Annotated in this window: 25 protein-coding genes; 18 read left to right on the top strand and 7 right to left on the bottom strand. The window is 45.0% G+C overall.

The features are described from left to right. Nucleotides 1-10: 10 nt before the first annotated feature. From AC4E8B_RS12255 to AC4E8B_RS12210, 10 genes are all read left to right on the top strand, one after another. The gene (locus AC4E8B_RS12255) at nt 11-841 is read left to right on the top strand and encodes an AAC(3) family N-acetyltransferase (RefSeq protein WP_490219355.1); all 831 of its coding nucleotides are present in this window, start codon (nt 11-13) and stop codon (nt 839-841) included. Beyond that, nucleotides 825-1,604: a VOC family protein gene (locus AC4E8B_RS12250; RefSeq protein ID WP_490219354.1), complete on the top strand. Its 780-nt coding sequence runs from the start codon at nt 825-827 to the stop codon at nt 1,602-1,604. Before AC4E8B_RS12255 ends, AC4E8B_RS12250 begins: the two co-directional genes overlap by 17 nt. Nucleotides 1,605-1,622: 18 nt before the next feature. Next, a complete protein-coding gene (locus AC4E8B_RS12245; RefSeq protein WP_490219353.1) occupies nt 1,623-2,039 on the top strand; it encodes a secondary thiamine-phosphate synthase enzyme YjbQ in 417 nt (138 codons plus the stop codon). Nucleotides 2,040-2,123: 84 nt separating this feature from the next. After that, the gene (locus tag AC4E8B_RS12240; protein WP_490219351.1) at nt 2,124-2,855 is read left to right on the top strand and encodes a class I SAM-dependent methyltransferase; all 732 of its coding nucleotides are present in this window, start codon (nt 2,124-2,126) and stop codon (nt 2,853-2,855) included. Between the two features lie 140 nt (nt 2,856-2,995). Continuing rightward, complete coding sequence (locus AC4E8B_RS12235) at nt 2,996-4,621, top strand: AMP-binding protein (RefSeq protein WP_490219651.1); 1,626 nt, start codon at nt 2,996-2,998, stop codon at nt 4,619-4,621. A gap of 111 nt (nt 4,622-4,732) precedes the next feature. Beyond that, nucleotides 4,733-4,882, top strand: coding sequence for a hypothetical protein (locus AC4E8B_RS12230; RefSeq protein ID WP_490219349.1), 150 nt, complete (start codon nt 4,733-4,735; stop codon nt 4,880-4,882). Between the two features lie 141 nt (nt 4,883-5,023). Next, nucleotides 5,024-5,893, top strand: coding sequence for a gamma-glutamylcyclotransferase (locus AC4E8B_RS12225; RefSeq protein ID WP_490219649.1), 870 nt, complete (start codon nt 5,024-5,026; stop codon nt 5,891-5,893). A gap of 90 nt (nt 5,894-5,983) precedes the next feature. Further along, nucleotides 5,984-6,211 carry a hypothetical protein gene (locus AC4E8B_RS12220; RefSeq protein WP_490219347.1) on the top strand — a complete coding sequence of 76 codons (228 nt, stop codon included), beginning with the start codon at nt 5,984-5,986 and terminating at the stop codon, nt 6,209-6,211. 51 nt (nt 6,212-6,262) lie between these two features. Further along, complete coding sequence (locus AC4E8B_RS12215; RefSeq protein ID WP_490219345.1) at nt 6,263-6,466, top strand: DUF6501 family protein; 204 nt, start codon at nt 6,263-6,265, stop codon at nt 6,464-6,466. Nucleotides 6,467-6,578: 112 nt separating this feature from the next. Beyond that, on the top strand, nt 6,579-7,181 hold the full coding sequence (locus tag AC4E8B_RS12210) for a GNAT family N-acetyltransferase (protein WP_490219343.1): 603 nt from the start codon (nt 6,579-6,581) through the stop codon (nt 7,179-7,181). Here the strand turns inward: AC4E8B_RS12210 and AC4E8B_RS12205 are convergent. The 3 genes from AC4E8B_RS12205 to AC4E8B_RS12195 all read right to left on the bottom strand — a co-directional run bounded on the left by AC4E8B_RS12205 (nt 7,174) and on the right by AC4E8B_RS12195 (nt 8,950). Next, nucleotides 7,174-7,716, bottom strand: a complete 543-nt coding sequence (locus AC4E8B_RS12205) for a YhcN/YlaJ family sporulation lipoprotein (protein ID WP_490219341.1) — start codon at nt 7,714-7,716, stop codon at nt 7,174-7,176. The genes AC4E8B_RS12210 and AC4E8B_RS12205 overlap by 8 nt on opposite strands. Nucleotides 7,717-7,833: 117 nt before the next feature. Then, complete coding sequence (yidC, locus tag AC4E8B_RS12200; RefSeq protein ID WP_490219339.1) at nt 7,834-8,622, bottom strand: membrane protein insertase YidC; 789 nt, start codon at nt 8,620-8,622, stop codon at nt 7,834-7,836. 25 nt (nt 8,623-8,647) lie between these two features. Next, nucleotides 8,648-8,950: a hypothetical protein gene (locus AC4E8B_RS12195; RefSeq protein ID WP_490219338.1), complete on the bottom strand. Its 303-nt coding sequence runs from the start codon at nt 8,948-8,950 to the stop codon at nt 8,648-8,650. Nucleotides 8,951-9,128: 178 nt separating this feature from the next. Here AC4E8B_RS12195 and AC4E8B_RS12190 point away from each other — a divergent pair, with 178 nt between their 5' ends. Beyond that, a complete protein-coding gene (locus tag AC4E8B_RS12190; RefSeq protein ID WP_490219336.1) occupies nt 9,129-10,025 on the top strand; it encodes a lysylphosphatidylglycerol synthase domain-containing protein in 897 nt (298 codons plus the stop codon). A 42-nt stretch (nt 10,026-10,067) separates the two neighbouring features. Here the strand turns inward: AC4E8B_RS12190 and AC4E8B_RS12185 are convergent, their stop codons facing one another. Further along, nucleotides 10,068-10,646 (bottom strand): biotin transporter BioY, encoded by a 579-nt coding sequence (locus tag AC4E8B_RS12185; protein WP_490219335.1) that lies wholly within the window; start codon nt 10,644-10,646, stop codon nt 10,068-10,070. A 142-nt stretch (nt 10,647-10,788) separates the two neighbouring features. Beyond that, a complete protein-coding gene (locus tag AC4E8B_RS12180; RefSeq protein ID WP_490219333.1) occupies nt 10,789-11,562 on the bottom strand; it encodes a glycoside hydrolase domain-containing protein in 774 nt (257 codons plus the stop codon). Between the two features lie 204 nt (nt 11,563-11,766). Between AC4E8B_RS12180 and AC4E8B_RS12175 the strand changes: the two genes are divergently transcribed. The 3 genes from AC4E8B_RS12175 to nadE are packed head-to-tail and all read left to right on the top strand — an operon-like array spanning nt 11,767 to nt 14,632. Further along, nucleotides 11,767-12,312, top strand: coding sequence for a cysteine hydrolase family protein (locus AC4E8B_RS12175; RefSeq protein WP_490219332.1), 546 nt, complete (start codon nt 11,767-11,769; stop codon nt 12,310-12,312). 16 nt (nt 12,313-12,328) lie between these two features. Next, nucleotides 12,329-13,792 (top strand): nicotinate phosphoribosyltransferase, encoded by a 1,464-nt coding sequence (locus AC4E8B_RS12170; RefSeq protein ID WP_490219330.1) that lies wholly within the window; start codon nt 12,329-12,331, stop codon nt 13,790-13,792. A gap of 15 nt (nt 13,793-13,807) precedes the next feature. Then, entirely contained in the window at nt 13,808-14,632 is an 825-nt protein-coding gene (nadE, locus tag AC4E8B_RS12165; protein WP_490219329.1) for an NAD(+) synthase, read from the top strand. 98 nt (nt 14,633-14,730) lie between these two features. On the opposite strand, the gene AC4E8B_RS12160 is transcribed toward nadE, so the two are convergent. Then, nucleotides 14,731-15,780 (bottom strand): hypothetical protein, encoded by a 1,050-nt coding sequence (locus tag AC4E8B_RS12160; protein WP_490219328.1) that lies wholly within the window; start codon nt 15,778-15,780, stop codon nt 14,731-14,733. Nucleotides 15,781-15,965: 185 nt separating this feature from the next. On the opposite strand from AC4E8B_RS12160, the gene safA reads away from it, so the two are divergent. Next, nucleotides 15,966-16,589, top strand: coding sequence for a SafA/ExsA family spore coat assembly protein (safA, locus tag AC4E8B_RS12155; RefSeq protein WP_490219327.1), 624 nt, complete (start codon nt 15,966-15,968; stop codon nt 16,587-16,589). A 972-nt stretch (nt 16,590-17,561) separates the two neighbouring features. Here the strand turns inward: safA and AC4E8B_RS12150 are convergent. Further along, nucleotides 17,562-18,017 carry a cupredoxin domain-containing protein gene (locus AC4E8B_RS12150; RefSeq protein ID WP_490219326.1) on the bottom strand — a complete coding sequence of 152 codons (456 nt, stop codon included), beginning with the start codon at nt 18,015-18,017 and terminating at the stop codon, nt 17,562-17,564. Between the two features lie 169 nt (nt 18,018-18,186). On the opposite strand from AC4E8B_RS12150, the gene AC4E8B_RS12145 reads away from it, so the two are divergent. The 3 genes from AC4E8B_RS12145 (at nt 18,187) to AC4E8B_RS12135 (ending at nt 21,891) form a co-directional block, all read left to right on the top strand. Beyond that, nucleotides 18,187-19,392, top strand: coding sequence for a DHH family phosphoesterase (locus AC4E8B_RS12145; RefSeq protein WP_490219324.1), 1,206 nt, complete (start codon nt 18,187-18,189; stop codon nt 19,390-19,392). 87 nt (nt 19,393-19,479) lie between these two features. Continuing rightward, nucleotides 19,480-20,466: a glycine-rich domain-containing protein gene (locus tag AC4E8B_RS12140; RefSeq protein WP_490219323.1), complete on the top strand. Its 987-nt coding sequence runs from the start codon at nt 19,480-19,482 to the stop codon at nt 20,464-20,466. Between the two features lie 261 nt (nt 20,467-20,727). Continuing rightward, a complete protein-coding gene (locus AC4E8B_RS12135; RefSeq protein WP_490219321.1) occupies nt 20,728-21,891 on the top strand; it encodes a D-alanyl-D-alanine carboxypeptidase family protein in 1,164 nt (387 codons plus the stop codon). Nucleotides 21,892-21,925 lie beyond the last annotated feature (34 nt).

Below are 21,925 nucleotides of genomic sequence, written 5' to 3'. Positions count from 1 at the left end.
GTGGAAGCATATGAGCGAAGAGCAAGCAGTAAGGAAAAGCACCAGTCTGATAACAGCAGAAACGCTAAGTACGGACCTCGAATACCTGGGTGTAAAAGAGGGAATGACCTTGATCGTTCACTCAAGCCTCAGCTCGATAGGATGGGTATGCGGTGCCGAACAGGCTGTCATCCAGGCATTGCAGAAAGCTGTCGGGAACACGGGCACGATCGTGATGCCTGCCCAGTCACTTGGAAACAGTGACCCAAGCTTCTGGCAAAATCCTGCTGTTCCTGAGGAGTGGTGGGCAGGAATCAGGGCCAGCATGCCTGCTTATGATCCAAGGACAACCCCGACTAGGGGGATGGGAAGAATTGCCGAGCTTTTCCGCACATTTCCGGAAGCAAAACGGAGCGCACATCCGACCGTTTCGTTTTCAGCAGTCGGCCCGCTTGCAGAGGAGATCACGTGCACCCATTCTATCGATTATCCCTTCGGGGAAGATTCCCCCCTGGCGAAGCTGTACGAATACGGCTGCATGATCCTGCTTATCGGGGTGGGCTATGATAATAGCACAAGCATGCATTTGGGAGAGTACAGGGCAGGCGGTTTCCATACATATGAGCAAGGCTCAGCTATATATGAGGGAGGAAAGAGGATTTGGAAGACTTATACAGAAGTTGAAGTTGATTCCGACCGCTTTCCTCAAATTGGCCGCGCCTTTGAGAAAGAATTTTCAGTTAAAAAAGGGAAGCTTGGAAAAGCTGGATGCCTGCTGATGAATCAGAGGGAAATTGTTGACTTTACGGCACAATGGCTGCGTAAAGAAAAGGAGGCCATGAAAAATGAATCTAAAGCTTGATCATATCGTCCATTTTATTGACAGGCATCCGAGCGATGCGGTGGAAAAGCTGAAACAAGAAGGAATACAAGCCTTTATGGGAGGCAGGCATCCTCTCTGGGGAACTTATAACAGCGTCGTTTACTTCGATTCATCTTATGTTGAATTTTTAGCGGTAGAGGATGTGCCTATTGCTGCTTCTTCTGATAACCCTTTGATTCAACAGCTTGCGAAAGGGGTAAAACGAGGGGAAAGAATTGGGCAGCTATGCTTCAGGACTAATAATATCGGCAAACTGCAGGATCAATTGAAACATAACGGATTCAATACTTATATTCATGAAGGAAGGAGAACAAGGAATGACGGCAAGCTTATTCAATGGAAAATGCTGTTTGCAGAAGGAGATGAATTCCTTCCTTATCCATTTTTTATTCAGTGGGAACAAGATGATGAAGAACGTTTCAGGGATTTAAGGGAGGCCGGCCTACTGTTGCCCAGCCAGGAGATATATGCTGTGAAATCGATTAAAATTCTCACAGCGAATAAGGAAAGGACTTCAAAAAATTGGGCGAGGCTTTTTGAAGGGACTCCTGAAGTTCAGCGGACGGCTGATGAGGAACAGGTAATTTTACGTGCAGGAGACTGCCAGCTGGAGTTTGCTGAGCCATACAGCGATCTGACTAAAAGCATTTTCGCAGAATTTGGCGATACGATCTGGAAAGTAGGCTATAGCCGGCAATTGAAGGATGCAGAAATTAGTATCTTTGGAGGGATTTATCAATAACTGCAAAGGAGAGTGCTTATGCTGAAAAAGTATACACTATCGACCGGGATGCGGGATGAATTTATTGAAATAACTGAGATTGTCAGGGATTTTGCCGCTGAACAGGGAATAGAGGAAGGTGCAGTCCTTGTTTATTGCCCTCATACAACGGCTGGGCTGACAATCAATGAAAATGCCGATCCTGATGTGAAAACAGATATGGTCAACCGGCTGGATGAGACTTTTCCATGGAATCACCTGAAAGACCGTCATGAGGAAGGAAATACTGCCGCACATTTGAAAGCTTCAGCAATGGGAGCCTCCCAGCATATCATCGTGTCAGGCAGCCGCCTGCTGCTTGGTGTATGGCAGGGCATCTATTTTTGTGAGTTTGACGGACCGCGTGAAAGAACTTTTTACCTCAAATCTATCCGCGATGCTGCAAGCAGACTGTAAAAAAGGCGCTCAAGCGTCTTTTTTACAGTCTGGATTTATGATAAAATTCAGAAGATTTGAATACCTGCAGAAAGGGATGGAGCTATGCCATTTAAAGGGCCAGAAGCCTATGATGACAGCGTGTTTTTTAACAGTTATTTAACCAGGAGGAAGCGGGAAGACAGCCCCAATAATGCGATGGAGGAGCCCGCTTTTTCCGCTTTGCTCCGCAGCCCTGCAGGAAAAGAGATTCTCGAACTTGGCTGCGGGGATGGTGTATATGCGTCCGCACTGCTCGAGGCAGGCTGTTCTTCTTATACAGGCATCGAAGGGTCGCAGAAAATGGCAGCCCTTGCTCAAGCAAAGCTGGAACATACCAGCGGGACAGTGATTCACAGCCGGATCGAAGATTATAAATGGACATCTGAAAAGTATGATCTCATCATATCCAGGCTGGTCCTTCATTACATAGAAGACCTTAACGCGGTTTTGTCTCATACCCGCACGAGCCTGAAGCCTGGAGGAAGGCTGGTCATCAGCCTTCAGCATCCGCTGCTGACAGCTTCTTTCAAAAGCATGGCCACTGATGGAAAAAGGGAGGATTGGATCGTCGACGATTACTTTAAGACCGGCAGACGGGAAGAGCCGTGGATAGGCAATTTAGTTGTAAAATACCACAGGACCATTGAGGAATATTATACCATCCTTCAGCAGGCGGACCTCGTGGTGGAGTCTCTTAAAGAAGCGGTTCCGGAGGAAAGGTTTTTTAGAGATAAATCGGAGTATGAACGGAGGAGAAGAATTCCTTTATTCCTGCTGTTTTCATGCAGGAAATAAAGCTACAGCTATCTTTTAGGTGGTCCTGCTTTCAAAGCAGGGCCGTTTTGTTCTTTAATAATTGAATATTCTGTAAAATATGTTACCATATTCGTAAGCCTTTTCATTAAGAATTTGAGGAGTGGGATTTTATGCAGGGATTGCTGAATACGACGGTCGGAAAATTATTGGAAGAAAGAGCACGGCTTTACCCGGGGCATGAAGCCGTCGTATATCATACAAAGGGTCTGCGGATGACATACCTGGAATTTGACCAATATTGCCGGAAGACAGCAAAAGGCTTGATGAAGCTTGGCATTGAAAAAGGGGAGCATCTCGCCGTATGGGCAGCCAACACTCCCGAATGGCTTGCCTGCCAATTCGCCACAGGAAAAATGGGCGCAGTCCTGGTCACCGTCAATACGAATTACCAGGCGGCAGAGCTGGAATATCTGCTCAAGCAGTCCGATTCTTCCACTTTAATTCTACAGGAAAATTACCGGGGATCTTCTTACATAGACATGCTGTATGAAATTGTTCCAGAACTGAAGGACTCTGAACCGGGACAGCTGAAGAGCAAAAAGCTTCCCTTTCTAAAAAATATCATTGTCATGAGTGAAAACAGGCAACCCGGGACGTACTGCTGGGAAGATATTATAAAGCTTTCCGAAGAGGTTGAAGATAGAGAGCTGGATGACAGAATGGAATCCCTGGAGCCGGATGATGTAATAAACATGCAATATACATCAGGAACGACGGGCTTTCCTAAAGGCGTGATGCTGACTCATTCCAATATTATCAATAATGCCAGCAATATTGCAGGCTGTATGAAACTGGGCAGGGAGGACCGGCTATGCATCCCTGTCCCTTTTTTCCACTGCTTCGGATGTGTGCTTGGCACCCTGGCGTGCGTTTCTGTCGGTGCTACTATGCTTCCTGTCCAGGAATTTAGTTCAAAAGAGGTGCTTCTGACCGTCCAGAACGAAAAATGCACCGGGCTTCACGGGGTTCCGACGATGTTTATTGCAGAACTTAACGACCCCTCCTTTGGCGAATATGACCTCTCCTCACTGAGGACAGGAATCATGGCTGGCTCGAACTGCCCGATAGAAGTGATGAAGGCAGTCATTGAAAACGGTCAGACGGAATCTTCTCCGGTCATCACCCAGACAAGGACCGATGACCCGATTGAACTGCGTGTGAAATCAGTAGGTAAGGCGCTGCCTAATGTAGAAGTAAAGATCGTCACCCCTGGGACTTCAGACGAAGTTCCAAGAGGAACCCAGGGCGAACTATGCACAAGGGGCTACCATGTTATGAAAGGATATTATAAAAATCCTGACGCGACTAAAGAAGCGGTTGACAGTGACGGCTGGCTCCATACAGGTGACCTTGCCGTGATGGATAAGAACGGCTATTGCAGCATTACCGGACGCCTGAAGGATATGGTGATCAGGGGAGGCGAGAATATATATCCCCGTGAAATTGAAGAATTCCTGTATGCACATCCTAAAGTGCTGGACGTGCAGGTGACTGGAGTCCCTGATCCGGTTTTCGGAGAAGAGCTGATGGCATGGGTTATCCTGAAGGAAGGGGAAGCTGTGGAGAAAGAAGAGCTCAGGGCATTTTGCCGGGGGAAAATATCGAGGCACAAAATTCCCCGCTATATAGAATTTGTGAAAGAATATCCAATGACAGCCTCCGGAAAAATCCAGAAATTCAAATTAAGGGAACAGGCGAAGGAAATTGCTGAAAAAGAACAGGAAGTCCTTTCCCGCCATAAATAAGATACTCCCTTTTTCATTCAAAAGACTGAAACCCATTCCGCCTTCCCGCCAATGCTGCAGCAAGTTATATTGTTTATAATGAGCATATCATATAGCGGGAGGCGCAGCAGAATGTATGAAGAAACTTATGTATTTGAGAAGCTCAGCCAATTCAGGGAAAAAGAGCTGGCAGTGATAACCCACAGAGAAAAGGAAAAACCGGATAAATATCCTTTTTACTGCCAATATCCTTTATTTAAGAATAGGGCGGCCTGCCAATGAAGCCAGCTCAATCTCCAGTCGCGTAAAGCAGGGGCTTCGAATAGCCCCTGCTTTTGATTTTTTGTATAATAGCCATAAAGCGGAACATCTCGGAATTGAGCAGGTATCAATCATTATTTTGGAGGTTTAACATTGTCTTACGTGAAGCTGTTTGTTTACGGAACTTTAAGAAAGCATGAAGAAAATCATTATTTGCTGGAGACCAGCCGCTGCCTGGCAGAGCAGGCATGGGTATACGGTGAACTATATGATACAGGGCTGGGCTATCCTTCCATGATGTCCTCAGCCGATCAGAAAGTATACGGCGAATTATATGAGGTGCATTCGGACCAATTCAAGGACCTGGATGAATTAGAGGATTATATCCCGGGCCGCAAGGATAACCTCTATGACAGGGTGGAACAGGATATTCATACCGATATTGGCACCTCCAGCGGTTTTGTATATATATCCAACAGGGACGATCTTTTAGTAAAACCGATACTCCATGGCGACTGGAAGCTTTACAGGTTATTGGAGGACCCTCCAGCCAGGGTTTTGTATTTTGCCTATGGTTCCTGCATGGACGATGAACGATTCCGGCTCGCAAAGGTGGATCATTATTTTCAGAAAGTCATTGGCACCGGCCTTTTGGAAGGCTACTCAATGAAATATCTCCTGGAGAGGCCGGATGGGGGCAGAGGAGATATCATTGAGGATGGCGGAATCACAGAAGGTATTCTCTATGAACTGCCTTTCGATGCAGTCGAATACCTGTTTATACGGGAAGGCTTCCATGGAGGCTTGTACAGGCCTGTTTTCCTTCATATCGAATCAGGAGGCAGGCTGCATAAAAACGTCCTTTCTTTTCATGTGTACAATAAACGCGAGGAGCTGGCACCACCTGCCCATTATGCAGATGAAATTCTTCGCGGCGCGAGAGGAAGGCTGAGCAAAGAATATTTCAAGAAGCTTGAAGAAAATATCTCTGCGCTTCATTCCAAAATCCCCTTAGCAGACCAAACGGAATAAAAAATTCTGCCAGAGCCCATCCTGAGGTTTAATACTGGCCCTCCAGGTGGTAAATAACCTTTGCCATCATCTCAGAAAGAGGGTCAGCATATGAATATGATAATGGATAATGGCTTGCTGATTGAAGTAATCTATAAGAAAAAACTTTATCAATACTTAGAATTCATCCGGTTGGATAATATTTGCCAAAAAACATATATAACATGCAAGAATATTGTAACAGGTGAAATGTACACGTTTGATGAAGAATATATTGATAATATCATCACTAATATCCAGCCAAAACCTGATGGAGAGGAAAATCCAGTTGCTATATAGGCTCCCGATTCTTTATACTAAGAAGTGAAAAAGCTGAAGGAGTGGCAAAAGATGATCCATTTAGACTGGCATGAACGGCCAACATTAAAAACAGTAAAATGCATCCATACGAATGCAGCCAAGTATATAGTGAACAGGGCGCTTACTGAAGGTAAAGAGTATGAAGTTAAAAATGAGACAGAAGAATTTTATTTTGTCGCAGACAATTCCGGAAAAGTGAGCGGTTTTTATAAAGATTACTTTCAGGAAGCTTAAGAAGAGAGCTCCAGGCAATGTGCCTGGGGCTTTTAATTTTTTTTCGAAAAAAAGGATTTTTCTCACTTATTGTCGAATACATATTCTCTTAGCAGAACAGGAGGAGAATTCTATGGCATTATGGATAGAACCGCCCATCCTTGAAGGAAAGTCCGTCAGGCTTAGCCCTATGCGTGAAGATCAAAGCATAAGGCTGTGGGAGGCTGCTGCTTATAAGGAGATTTGGGAATACACGGCAACAAAAATCTTTAGTCTTGAAGAAATGAAGACAGATATCCGGAAAGCCGCGTTCTTGGAGAAGGAAGGGAAACAACTGGCTTTTTCGGTGGCCCTGAAGAAATCCGGCAGGCTTGTTGGCAGCACCAGGTATCTGGACGTCCTGCCGGAAAATAAAACGCTTGAAATTGGCTCTACATGGTATTCGCCAGAGGTCTGGCGGACATCTGTGAATACGGAATGCAAATTTCTCCTTCTAAGGCAGGCTTTTGAACAATGGGATATGAACAGGGTCCAGCTAAAAACGGACAGCAGGAATGTCAGATCCCAGAAGGCAATTGAAAGGCTCGGTGCAGTTAAAGAGGGCATCCTTCGGAAAGACAGGATCATAGCAGATGGATACGCCAGGAATACGGTATATTACAGCATTTTAAAAGAAGAATGGCCGGAAGTAAAAGAAATGCTCATACAGAAATTAGGCTATATCTGTCCTATTTAGAATCTGGAAATGTTTTTTCTGCAAGCATCATAAGCTCCTGGTATAGCTGATCAACCGGCTTTCCGGCAATGATTGCTTCCTGATAGGATTTTACGTGCTTATAAAACTCTGCATCCTCTGTTATATAAACAGTTCTTGCAGAGTTTTCTGCCTGTATTGCCTGTTTGATTTCCTGCCTGGAGTTTCCGGCAAGGCGGTAACCAGTATCTGGATTTACCGCAACAAATGTGCGGTTATTCGTTTTAATCACGACAGCATCATTCATTATGTCCATACTGCTGATTCTTTTAGAAGCATCTTCATCCAGGATCAGCCTGGGTGCTTCATTTTTCCCGTCATAAGATGTCCTTGTAGGATCCGTCAGCTTTGTGTTTGTTTCACTGTCTTCCTTCGGCGTGCTGACGAGATTTTCAGTCTGTTTGCTTCCCATATCCCTGATTGCCGTATCATCATATGTATCTTTTTCATTTAAACCGCAGCCAGGCAGGACAGAGAGGGCTGCAAATCCGGTTAGAAATAGCCTTTTGCTGATCACAATCCCACATCCTTTCTATTCTTCATTATTTCAGAGTTCCAGTCCATTTATGCAATGCTGTGCTCCATCAATAAAAAAAGAAGCATGAGGGGGAATCCCTTCATGCTTCTTTCGTTATTATTTGGATACTCCTGCTTCTTTGGCTGCTGGAGCCGCCTGATAAAGCCTGCGTCCTATCAGTGTCTGCAGAATAAGGAATGTTCCTCCCACTGTCCAGTATAAAGGCAGGGCTGCTGGAGCGCTGAAAGAGAAGACGACAATCATGATCGGCGAGAGCAGTCCCATGAATTTCATCTGGTTCTGCTGCTGGACCGGCATATTGGCCTGAGTCACTTTAAACTGCAGATAATAGACGATACCTGCAGCAGCTGTGATGAGCAGATCAGGCTGTCCAAGATTGAACCAAAGAAAAGAATGCGTAGCTATTTCATGAGAACTCCTGATGGCATAGTAAAAGCCCATAAGAATCGGCATTTGAATCAGGATTGGCAGACAGCCCACATTGAGCGGGTTGACTCCATGCTTGCGGTAAAGGGCAAACATTTCCTGCTGCAGTTTTTGCTGTTCTTTTGGATCTTTCGTCTTTTTCAATTGAGTCTGGATCTTGTCCATTTCCGGTTTCAGCACATCCATCTTGACTTTCATATCCTGCTGCCTTTTGTACTGCTTAAGCATAAGCGGCATAAGGGCCAGGCGGATGATCAGTGTAATAAGGATGATGGAAAGGCCGAAGTTGCCGTTGAATAATTCAGCAACCATATGGATGGCACCTGCAAACGGCTGAACAAGATAGGTATTGAAAAAGCCCTCACTCTGCTGGCCCGGCTGTGCCGCCTGGCAAGCGGAAAGTAAGATAGCTGTTAATGACAGAACAAGAAATGCAGCAAGATTTTTTTTTGGTTTCAATTGAATTCCTCCATTAATTTAAATTTTATAAAATAAATTTAAGTGTAATGGAGGAGTCTGCATCCTCGGAATCGCTGCCCGATCCTTCTTTGGCGCGTATATATTTGGCAATCCAGCGGAGAAGGGGGCTAAAAAGCCTGCCGCACGCTTCATAAAGCTTAAGGCCGTTGGAAGCAGTGCACAGCTCAGCTGGTCTGCATGTAGATTCTCTAAAAGAATATTCAATATTCCAAGCCCAGAAAAACTTTACTGTAAGTCCGAGCATGAAGCTCGCATACAATGTATATTCTGCTGGAATATTCGTAAAATCCATTAACAGATCAAACATTCATTCACCCCATAAATTAGTAGGCCAATACCTTTATTATAAGGCATTTCCGCATTGAAGGCAATTTTGCCCGGCGTAAGCACACTTGATGCCAGCCATGCTCCATATTCTTTTTACAGGAAAGAATGAATAAGATAAGTTATAGCTTTCAAAGATTGGAAAAGAGAGGAGGACAAGGGTGGCATTTAAAAGTAGATATATCTTTCTTCTGAAAATTGCGCTGCCAGTATTATTTCTCATCATTTTAGGATATGAAGCAAAAGGCATGCTCGCAAAATTGGACTGGGATGCTTCTGCCGCATTGGCCCGCAGCCTTTCGCTTCTGGATTTGCTCTATATTTTTGCTCTTGGGATAGCCGCCCTTTCTCCTATGTACTTTTATGATGTGGTACTGCTTCAGCTGTTTTCTGTGCATATACCGAAAACGAAATTATTTTTTTATTCACTATCAGCAAACGCTTATTCCAATATCGTCGGGCTCGGCGGAATAGCAGGCGCCACCCTCAGGACGTATTTCTATAAAAAATATTTGCCGAAGGACAGTCCGCTGGTCCGGACGGCTGCCAAGCTCTCTTTCTTCTTTTTAACCGGTCTTTCTTTTTTTGCTCTTGCTGTTATAGCAGAATCTGCTGGACAGCTGGATGGCTGGGAGGGGGTGCCGCTGTGGGCGATTGCTTTTTATAACCCGCTTTTTTTAGCCATTTATTGGCGGCGGCAGCCTTTTTGGGACATTCCGGGAAATAGAAGGGGCTTTGTGTCAGAGCTGATTGCCATTTCAATTTTTGAATGGCTGTTCATTGTACTTTGCATATGGGGCATTTCCCATACAATCGGTGTGAATATATCCTTTTTTCAGCTGTTCCCGATCGTAATCATAGCGCTGTGTACGGGAATTATCAGCATGATTCCGGGCGGAGCAGGATCTTTTGATCTGATCTTCCTCTTAATGATGCAGAGGGAGGGGGTTGCAAGTGAAGCTGCCATGCTCATCCTGTTTTTGTACAGGCTCAGCTATTATCTGTTCCCGGTCCTTCTGGGAACACCGTTTATTGTAAAAAAAATCATCAGAAAATAATAAGGCTGCCCATAAAATGGACAGCCCCAGTTTGTCAGCACATTAAGCAGACTCTTTTACTGCGGCTCCTGAAGTGAAAAGAAGCCTGGCGCTCACAAGCCTGCGTCTTACAATGATACCGGCCCATGCAGCCAGTGCTGCTTTAATGACCCCTACAGCAAGGAAAGGAGTAAAACCTCCCGCAAGTGCAGCACCCCAGCCAAGGCCTGCCGCAATCTTAAGCCAGGCAGTTCCAAAAATCAGGGTAATGAACATCCCGATTATGTTGGCCACTAATGCATGCTTTAAGGTGAAACCCATTTTCTCAATATACAGGCCGGTTATAAAAGCAGCAGGAATAAAGCCGACAAGATAGCCGCCAGTCGGACCGGCCAGCTTTGAAATGCCTCCTGAAAATTCAGCAAAAACAGGAACACCGGCAGCGCCGATAATCAGATATAGAATAACCGATAAAGTTCCATAACGGGATCCAAGGATGGTAGCTGCCAGTCCTATGGCAAGCGTCTGGCCAGTGATGGGCACGAGGGGGAGGGGAACAGTAATCTGTGCCAGCACTCCGATGATTGCTGCAAATAATGCCGTCACAATCATTGATCTGAGTTTTAGTTGGTCTTTAGTCATGAAGATTCTCCTTTTCTGTAAACTATAATCGTATGTATGTTAACAATTAAAATGTAAACCTTTCAGAATTTAATGTCAACTATAAATTCCAATGAGTTTACATACAGTTAAAGCCTGGCTGCAGGGAGCCAGGCTGTTTGTACTACCGCCAAATATACTCAAGCATAGATCCTTTAAATAGATTCGTATCGATATTACAGGCTTCAGCATCAAGCCCATACTGCCAGCCCAATACATTTGACCCTTCCGGAGCTTCAGGGGCGTAAGAAGGAGCCGAGTTTTCAGCGGTGATGCCCGTCTGCGGATAAGCAGTCCAAACAATGGTGTTCTTCTTCAGCTCACCGCTGTTGGCTGCTGCATTATTATAAGCGGCAGATAGCATGCTGCCGCTGGAAAAAACGCCATAGATCCCTGCCTTGTATGGAGATTCAGTCATGGCGCTGTAATAGCCTCTGATAAAATCAGAGTCAACCGGATAGTTGGGCTCTATATCCGCAAAAATGGCGGCCCCCTCCGGAACACCGAGCTCACTGGCAAGCTTAATCCCCAATTCACCTATTTCTTTTCCATTTTCAATGCCTGTTGCATCTGTAAATTGGTTATTAATCAGCAGAATGCCGGCATTACTGGATTGCAGATAGGCTGCTTCCTCTGTTGTCAGTCCCTTTGAAACTCCTTCTTTCGTTCCCAGATACCTCCCCCAGACTCTGGGATTCCCAAAGTTTTCCCTAACACAGGAAAATAGCTCTTCGGTTGTCATGCTGGCTGAATCGACTCCCCATACCACTGTCTCCGGGTCGGTTCGGCTGCCGCTGCCGTCTTCCTTTGAAGCACTTGAGTGGAAAACAATAAACGGAATGGCTGCTATCAGAAGGACTGGGACCAGTACAGCAAAGAACTGTTTCCAATTAATCATCTGTTCACACCCCTTTTCATCGCATCAGTACATAATATTCTCCGGGGAGGAAGGTGATTGGGCTGCTCAGGGCTTTAGAAGAGTAAATTTGAGGGAGTTGGGGTATCATCGTAGAAGATGCAGTGTTTTGGTGTGTTACTGGATGATTCCTTCCATGTATTGGATTATAATAGATTTAATCTTAAAATGAGGGAGGAATTCTATATGAAAAAAGCATTAATCAATATTGATTACACCTATGATTTTGTAATCGGAGCCCTGCCGTGCGGCAAGCCTGCCCAGGAAATCGAAGAATACATAACAAACCTGACTGAGACTTTCATTAAAGAAGGGCATTTTACCGTTTTTGCCATTGATCTGCACAAAGAAAATGACCCTTTTCATCCTGAGACAGAGCTTTATCCGCCCCATAATATAGAAGGTACTAAAGGGCGGGATTTATATGGAAGCCTGAAAAACGTGTTTACAGAGCACCAGAGTAAGGAAAATGTCCATTGGATGGATAAAACGCGCTATAGCGCCTTTGCAGGCACTGATCTTGAACTTAAGCTGCGGGAGCGGGGGATTGAAGAACTTCACCTGGCAGGGGTCTGTACCGATATCTGTGTTCTTCATACAGCTGTGGATGCTTATAATAAAGGCTTTAAAATCATCGTGCATGAGAAGGCGGTCGCAAGCTTCAACCAGGCAGGACACAGCTGGGCCCTGGAACATTTCAAAGGCAGCTTGAATGCTTCGGTAAAACAGTAATCTTTGGAGGTAGGACATGACAGGAAAGTACTTGGACGACAGTATGACTCTTCATACTGACTTATATCAAATCAATATGGCTGAAACATACTGGGAAGATGGTGTTCATAACCGGAAAGCGGTGTTCGAGCTGTTTTTCCGAAAACTTCCCTTTGGAAACGGATATGGCATTTTTGCCGGCCTTGAACGGGTGATCAGCTATCTGGAAGGTTTCCGTTTCACAGAAACAGATATTTCTTATTTAAGGGATGAGCTTCATTATAAAGATGACTTCCTTGAGTATCTGGCAGACTTGAGATTCACCGGATCTGTCCGGTCTATGGCTGAAGGAGAGCTTGTTTTCGGCAACGAGCCGATCATGAGGATAGAAGCCCCGCTTGCCCAGGCGCAATTGATTGAAACGGCGCTGTTGAACATTGTAAATTACCAGACCCTTATTGCAACCAAGGCTTCCCGCATCAAGCAGGTGGTCGGCGAGGAAACGGCAATGGAATTCGGAACGAGAAGAGCACAGGAAATGGATGCTGCAATATGGGGAACACGAGCGGCGTACATAGGGGGATTCAATGCGACATCCAATGTGCGCGCCGGCAAGCTTTTCGGGATCCCGGTTTCCGGCACGCATGCCCACGCACTTGTACAGGCCTACCGGGATGAGTATACTGCTTTCCATAAGTATGCACGCAGGCACAAAGACTGTGTGTTCCTGGTAGATACTTACGATACCCTGAAATCCGGAGTGCCGAACGCCATTAAGGTAGCGAAGGAACTTGGCGATAAAATCAACTTTATAGGAATACGTCTTGACAGCGGCGACCTTGCTTATCTTTCAAAGGAAGCCAGAAGGATGCTGGATGAAGCTGGATTCCCGGATGCCAGGATAGTGGCCTCCAATGACCTCGATGAATACACGATCATGAACCTGAAAGCCCAGGGCGCAAAAATAGATACCTGGGGCATCGGGACAAAGCTGATTACAGCATATGAGCAGCCTGCCCTCGGTGCTGTCTATAAGCTGGTGTCAATCGAGGATGAAGAAGGTGCCATGAAAGACACGATCAAAATCAGCGGCAATCCTGAAAAGGTTACGACCCCAGGCATCAAAAAAGTTTACAGGATCATCAATACGGCTAATCAGAAATCAGAGGGCGACTATATTGCCATGGAGGATGAACGGCCGGAGGATGAAGACAGGCTCAAAATGTTCCACCCGGTCCATACTTTTATCAGCAAATTCATTACAAGCTTCAAGGCGCAGGAGCTGCACCATGATATTTTCCGTGATGGGAAGCTCGTATATGAAACCCCTGAACTCAACAAAATCCAAGCTTTTGCGAAGAGCAATCTCCATGTGCTTTGGGACGAATACAAACGTTCCCTCAATCCAGAGGAGTATCCAGTCGATTTGAGCACTAAGTGCTGGGAAAATAAAATGCGCAATATTGAGCAAGTAAGAGAAAAAGTAAAACGGAACCAATAGAGGAGGAGAAACAGTATGAATCTGCAAAGAAAAATTATGGAAGAATTGAATATAAAGCCTGAAATCAATCCTTCCGAAGAAATCAGAAATAGAGTCCAGTTCTTAAAGGATTATCTGGCTGTCTCCAAGGCAAAAGGATATGTACTCGGCATCAGCGGCGGACAGGATTCGACACTTGCAGGCAGGCTGGCCCAGATGGCAGTAGAGGAATTGAGAAGTGAAGGCCATGAGGCACGCTTTATAGCCGTACGCCTTCCATATGGAGTGCAGCAGGATGAGGAAGATGCCCAGCTGGCATTATCCTTCATTAAAGCCGACACTGAATACGTGTTCAATGTGAAAAATGCTGTAGACGCTGTTAAGGAAGAATTTGACACCGTTACAAAAGGGGAGCCTTTATCTGATTATCATAAAGGAAATGTGAAAGCCAGGATGCGCATGATTGCACAATACGCTATCGGCGGTCAGGAAGGCCTGCTGGTTATCGGCACAGATCACGCAGCAGAAGCGGTTACCGGCTTCTTTACGAAATATGGAGACGGCGGTGCAGACGTACTACCGCTCACAGGACTCACGAAACGCCAGGGTAAGGCACTCCTGAGGGAAATGGGTGCAGCAGAACGCCTCTACCTCAAGACTCCGACAGCCGACCTTCTTGATAATAAGCCGGGGCAGGCAGATGAGACTGAGCTGGGGATCAGCTATGATGAACTGGATGATTACCTGGAAGGCAAAGAAGTATCGGCGGAATCTGCCGAAAAAATTGAAAAAAGATATCTGTTCAGTGAACACAAAAGGCAGCTGCCTGCTTCCATGTTTGACAGCTGGTGGAAAAAATAAAAAACGGACCGATGGCAAAAAAGCCGCAGCCAGTTAAAAAAAACTGCCTTTAGTCCTTATAGAATGAAAAGCCGTCCATTCAGATGGACGGCTTCTTATTACTCTGTCAGCCTGGATTTGAGTTCTGCCACAAATGCCTGCGGATCATCGGCATCCAGCACAATCCTGTCAGCCTGCCGGATAATTCCAAAGGGCATCAGTACTTTTCCCGGCTCTTTGAGCATAATTTCAATCTGCGGCTTTTCCTGCATAAAGTCAATGGCTCTTGCATCATAGAGGTTTTGCTGTTCTTTCCTTGTAAACTTCTCGGGACCTTCGTAGTAAGATATGCTTTTAATATTGCAAAGCTCTACTTCCATGCTTTGAGAAAATCCCGTTTGCAGCAAGATGAATTCTTGTGTCAGGAGATAAGGCGTCAGCCTCATCGCATGCAGCTCTGCGATGAGATATAAAACTGCATATACATTCAAAAGAAGTAGGATATAAGAAACCGCCGCATTCCACTGATGAAGCAGGAAGTGCAGTCCAACCGATTCCAGGACTGTCGCATGAATCAGCATAATATAAACCGCCGAAGAGCTTTTCTTCTTATGATAGGTGAATATTGGACCTGTGTCTGTACGGGGTTTTCTTTTCCAGGAGAATAAGGAATATTGAAACAGGGCGAGTTCAGACAATAAAAGCCTGAGCGCAGCTGTATCAGAAAAATATTTCTTTGCTGTTTTTTCCAGATTATATTTCAGAAAAGAATTGTGGCGGTTTTGCTCTTTAAGGTCTTTATAAAAATGCGATAATTTTTCTTTACTTCCCAGCAATGCTGCTGACAGGATAAAGATTTCCCCTAAAACAAGCATGTACTTCAGCATATTGGATGATTGCAGCTGTCCGTCCGGGATGATCAAATGCGAGAGGCCATAAGCTGCAAGAAGGACGGGGCTCAAGTACAGAATAGAATGTTTTTTTCTTAAAAGGAAAAAATATACCAAACCTGGAAGCACAATGAACAAATCCACCATTGTGCCCCAATAAACACCCTGGGGGACAGGAGCAAAAAGTGATGTCCGATAAAGCAGGCAGTTTGCTGCGATAACCAAGCCTGCAAGTACTGCAAAGATCCCTTTATCATACCGTTTTATAGTCATCAACATATATCTCACCTCATTTCCAGTATATAGAAAATCCACAAAGGTAAAAAGAGGCTTAGAGATTGCTTCTGTGAAATTTTTATGAATCATTAACTTTCCTTCCAAGTTTCATCAACCCGGGCAAATCTAGCATAAAAGTGCAAGAATTACCGCTGGCTCTGAGTCTATCTATCTGGTTAAATAGCAGTATGAAAACATTACTGAAATATTCTATCATCTTGCTGCTTTCTGTCACCTTTGTCTTTGGATCACGCCTAACAGCTGACGCGTCAACCGTGCATACTGTACAAAAAGGGGATACAATGTGGAAAATAGCCCAGCAGTACCAGGCGGGCATCACAGAAATCATCAATCTGAATTCCCACATTACCAACCCGAATTTCATTTATCCGGGCCAGAGGATCACTATTCCTTCAGCAGCAGCCGAACAATCTGCAGAAGAACAGGTAGTCCAGCTGGTCAACAAAGAAAGGGCGAAATACGGCCTTGAGCCCCTTAAGTCCAACTGGGAGCTTTCAAGGACTGCAAGGTACAAATCACAGGATATGATCAACAGAAACTACTTTGATCACAACTCTCCGACCTATGGTACGCCATTTGATATGATGAAGAGCTTTGGAATCTCCTACAGGACTGCAGGAGAAAATATCGCTGCCGGCCAAACCACACCACAGGCAGTCGTCACCGCCTGGATGAACAGTGAAGGCCACCGCAAAAACATCCTAAGCAGCAGCTTCACTGAAATAGGCGTCGGCTACGCCAAAGGAGGCAGCTACGGGCATTACTGGACACAGATGTTCATTGGAAGATAGGAAGGCACAGCCCGCTGTTATAAGCGACAGAATTAAGGGCCAAACCTCATCACCATTCTGTGCCGGGCAGTATCCATGCTATGCGGCCCTCAGTTAAGCTCAGGGCTATACTGAAGAGCAAATTGTATCTCAGACTCAGAAAAGTGGTTCCAGCCTGATGCGCTGGAACCTTTTTTTATTCAAATGAGGGGGAAACAGAACAGAGTTTATACATTGAGGTGAAATTTACTTGTGTTGTGTATGGCGAGGGTCTTAGTCGAATGAACTAGAACCCTCTGATCTGTGAAATGCTTGCCAGAGGGGCTTAGTCGGCTGTACTAGTGCCCTCTGATTGAGATAATGCTTGCCAGAGGGTGTTAGTCGGCTTTACTAGTGCCCTCTGATTGGAGAAATGCTTGCCAGAGGGTCTTAGTCGGCTGTACTAGTGCCCTCTGATTGGAGAAATGCTTGCCAGAGGGTGTTAGTCGGCTTTACTAGTGCCCTCTGATTGGAGAAATGCTGGCCAGAGGGTCTTAGTCGGCTTTACTAGTGCCCTCTGATTGAGATAATGCTTGCCAGAGGGTCTTAGTCGGCTGTACTAGTGCCCTCTGATTGGAGAAAAGCTTGCCAGAGGGTGTTAGTCGGCTTTACTAGTGCCCTCTGATTGAGATAATGCTTGCCAGAGGGTCTTAGTCGGCTAAACTAGAACCCTCTGATTTGTGATATGCTGGCCAGAGGGTCTATTATAGAAACTCCGAAGTCCTCTAATCCGAAAAAAAGCTTCCCGGTGGGTCTCAAACACACTGCCAGAATCCAGTTAACCTAAAACCTGCCATTCTTCATTCTCCACTATTGTTCTCAGGAAACAGTCTTTATTCTATCTATCCGGTTTTTGGGAATTTTGCCTTCCCAGCCGAAAAAAGGCACCGGAAATCCAGAGCCTTCATCTTCTCAATCTCATCCACCTGCCAAACATAAGGGAGGAGGTTCCTTTCAATCCACCACGATATACCCAATCATCGGCCCATTGCTGTCTCTATCAGGATGGGTGAGGCAGACCAGCCGGTAAATGCCTTCTTTATCAATCTTAATAGGAACTGATGTTTCTCCGCCTTTTTTTACAATGCCTTTTATGTCTGTACCTTCAATGATGAACGGATGCTCCATGCCGTTGATTCCGGAAATTTTCAGAACGACTTCCTCGCCTTCTTTGATGAAAATTGTTCCAGGATCCCAGCGGTATGCTTCGAGTTCCTTGCCATCAGGCAGCGTCGCCTTGAACTCGCCTGTAACCATGTGTATTTCTCTAGGTGCCTTTGCTGCTTTTTCCTGGCTGAATACACTTAAGCTGTCCTTACCGAGAAGAAACCAGCCTGTTGCCGACACGACAGCTGCCAGCAGAACGAGTGCAAAAATAACGGTGCTTCTTTTTAAAACTAAGAATGGCATATAACAGATCCCCCTTTAAATTGACTTATATCAAAGATATGCCAGGAGGCAGGGGGAACTTGTCTCATTCCGCAAAATATTTTTAAATTTTGTTCCAGCTGGGTAAAAGGCATAAAATAGGAAAGTTTCACCACACTATTTTAGGACAATAATTTTGGCGAGGTGTAGTATGTACCGTTTATTTACACATAACGATCTTGATGGGATAGGCTGCGGAATTTTAGCGAAGCTGGCATACGGTGACAAGGCAGAGGTTTATTATAATTCAGTATCCGGATTGGATATTCAGATCAGCCGTCATTTGGACCGGATGAAAAAAAATGAAAAGAAACAGGACACACTGCTGATCACAGATTTATCTGTCAATGAAGAAAATGCTCAGCGGTTAAGCCAGCTGCAAAAGGACGGAGGCAAAGTGCAGCTTATCGATCATCATAAGTCAGCACTGCATCTGAACACCCGCAGCTGGGCGAGCGTGACCGTGGAATATGATGACGGACGGCTCGCTTCTGCAACATCCCTGTTCTTCGATTATCTGATGAAGGGAAACCTTATAACCCCAACAGAAGCGCTTAAAGAATTTGTAGAGCTCGTCAGGCAATATGATACATGGGAATGGGATCAGAATGGAAACTTGAAGGCCAAACAGCTGAATGATCTTTTTTTCCTCCTTTCCATTGAAGAATTTGAAGAAAAAATGCTGGACCGGCTGAAGGACAGCACGTCATTCGAGTTTGACGAATTTGAGAAAAAAATTCTCGAAATGGAAGAAAACAAAATAGAACGTTACATGAGAAAAAAGAAGCGCGAGATCATCCAGGCTTTTATAGGCGAGCATTGTGCGGGCATTGTCCATGCAGAATCTTACCATTCCGAGCTTGGCAATGAGCTTGGAAAGGAATTCCCTCACCTGGACTATATAGCACTACTCAGCATTGGAGGGAAAAGGATAAGCTACAGGACCATCCACGATCATATCGATGTATCAGAAATAGCAGGCCGGTTCGGGGGCGGAGGGCATGCCAAAGCATCAGGCAGCAGCATGAATGAAGAGGCTTTTTCACTTTTTGTGAGAGACGTTTTTTCTGAAGATCCGATTAAAGCTGATGCCTTTAAAAATGAGCACAATCATAAGGAATCAGAGACAGGCTCCCTTTATGAAAACAGGAAGGGAGACTATTGCCTGATATTCAAGACCAATCATGCCTGGAAAATTGATGTGAACGGGCGCACGGCCGGTGAAGAATATGAGAGCTATACCGCTGCAGAACATGATCTGAAAAGGAACCATTCCGCCTGGCTGGCAAGGGACGAAATCTTCATTGATTATTTAAAAGGTTATTTCCTTGAAGCAAAACTGAATTCAAATCGCTGATACCGCCATGACTAAATGGCGGTTTTTTCCTGTAAAAAACATGCATAACAGAATATAATGGATATAGCAGACATAAGGAGGGGGAGAATGGCAGGTTTCATTATATTTATCATCGTATTCGTATTCATCGCAGGGATGGCCGTTTCTATCATCAGTGGCAATAAAGGAAAAAAGCGGCCGCGGCTATATGCTGATGAATTGCCTGAAGGATTAGGCATTGAAAACGCTGCGGCAAAACCGCTTGCACAGCACTTGGAAAAAGCCCTTTCAGAAGGGTTTCAGTCCAATATAAAAAACCGGATGATGAAAGAGCATCCCTCCTGGTCGGAAAAGCATTTTGACTGGGTATTCTTTGAGCTTAAAAGATTTTTTATTTTGAGCAGCATCTTAAAATCAGTGCCCATGTTCAGTGGAAAAGTGGATGCAGTCTGGCATGAAATGCTGATGTTCACAAGAGACTATGAAGATTTCTCGAAAAAGTTCTACAGCAGCTTTTTGCACCACACCCCTAATATGGAGGTTGTACCAATACCAGGGGAAAGGGCATTTTTTGACTGGGTCTACCTTCAAGTCTTCTCACCTGCTAGAAACAGCCGCCTGATTTGGGGTGATTTTTTAAAAACCCCGATTGAGCAGGGGATTTTGAATGATTTCAGAACCCAATCTGAGGGGGAGCTTCTCGCAAAGTACTTCAGGGAAGGAGAAGCAGCAAGAGAAGTTCAGCTTCATCTGATCCGGAAGCTCAAAACGGACATCAGGGAAGCAGAGATGACTTTCAGCAAAAATGAAAAAAAGCCATTCACACGGATTTCTTCTTCACATGATATGAGCATGCTTCTTCCGGCAGCTGTATTTTTCTCGATGTATGAGCATGATGATTATTCATCACATATTGAAGAGGTTCTTCCTGTGGAAATGATGAAAAACGGGTTCGCGGGAGCAACCTCTTGTTCAGGATTTGCCTGCAGCTCTGATCATGACTCTGATTCAGGCAGCTGTTCAGGGGGGTCGAACTGTTCAAGCGGATCCAGCTGCTCGAGCTGCGGAGGAGGAGGCGGCTGCGGGGGAAGCTAGATCTTTGCCGCCCTGGATAAAAAGTGTGCCGGGGCTAAAATTGCAGCTCTTCTTAAAAATACAAAGAACACTGAATGAAGCCATCTCAAAGGATGGCTTTTCATTTTGACCAGCTGCACATGATGGAGATTGCACGAAGACCAAACTGTTATTTTTCATTTTTGTAACAATTCATAAATAAGCCCATTTGCCGCAAAATATTTTGGTACAATCAAAATTAGGGAACTTAGCACTATTAAAATTAGCAAATGGAGATTGACAATGAAGAAATTTTTAGCTGCTTTAACGATTTTTATGCTTACTGTACAAGCCGGACAGCCCGCCAAGGCAGACGAGGAAAAGGAACCTGCCATAGTGAGTGAGGCTGCGGTTTTGATGGATTCTCAATCCAAGGCTATTTTATACAGCAAAAATGGAACCAGCCGCATGTATCCAGCCAGCCTGACAAAGATTGCCACAGCTATTTATGCGATAAAAAAAGGCAACCTCGATGATATTGTAACAGTCAGCAGGAATGCTGTTGAAACAGAAGGAACAAAGGTTTATTTAGAAGAAGGCGAGAAGATAACACTCAGGCGCCTGATACAAGGGATGCTGATAAACTCGGGAAATGATGCTGCAGCGGCTATTGCCGAGCATATTGATGGAAGCATGGAAGAGTATGAAAAAAGCGTTAATATCTTCCTCGAAAAAGAAGTGCGTGTCCATAACACCCACCTTACAAACCCGCACGGATTGTTTGATGAAAGGCATTACACGACAGCTGAAGACCTTGCCCTCATCACCAGTTACGCGCTGAAAGATAATACCTTCAGAACGATTTACGGGACGAAAGAGCTCGCATGGGATGGGGAAACCTGGGATACAACGATCTTCACCCACCACAGGATGCTAAAAGGGGAGTTGCCCTACAGCGGGATAACCGGCGGAAAGACCGGGTTTGTGAACGAAAGCAAGCAGACACTGGCAACATCGGCAGAAAACGGAAAGATCCAGCTGACTGCCATTGTTTTGAAAGCAGATTTTAAGAGGGATATCTATAATGACACGAAGTTATTGTTTGATTACGGCTTCAGCCATTTTAAATCGTCTATGATCAGCAAAGACACTTCCTTTCAAAAAGGAAATCAGCTTTTTTATAGTGGAAAAGACCGCTTTGTCACTATTCCATTGAATCATTTTGAAAAGGTCGTCACAGAAGAAGGACTTTTCAAAATAGTTGATGGGAGCGGAAAACTGATCCAAATATTCCCCCTCGAACCAGAGACTGTAAAAGCCGCAGGTCCGGCTGAAGCATCTCAAGATGTGGAAAACGAAGAGGCGCCGATGAAGTCAGGGGTCTTTTATACGGTATTTGTGCTGCTGCTGGCTTCTCTTTACATTATGTCCAAGAAAATATACCGGAAAATTAAACAAAGGCACTGAATCAGCTGATTCAGTGCCTTTTTATAAAGAAAAA

It is taken from the genome of Bacillus sp. SRL543 (genome assembly GCF_984799205.1).
The sequence above is the reverse complement of the archived record's forward strand: the minus strand, read 5'-3'. Positions and strand labels throughout refer to the sequence as shown.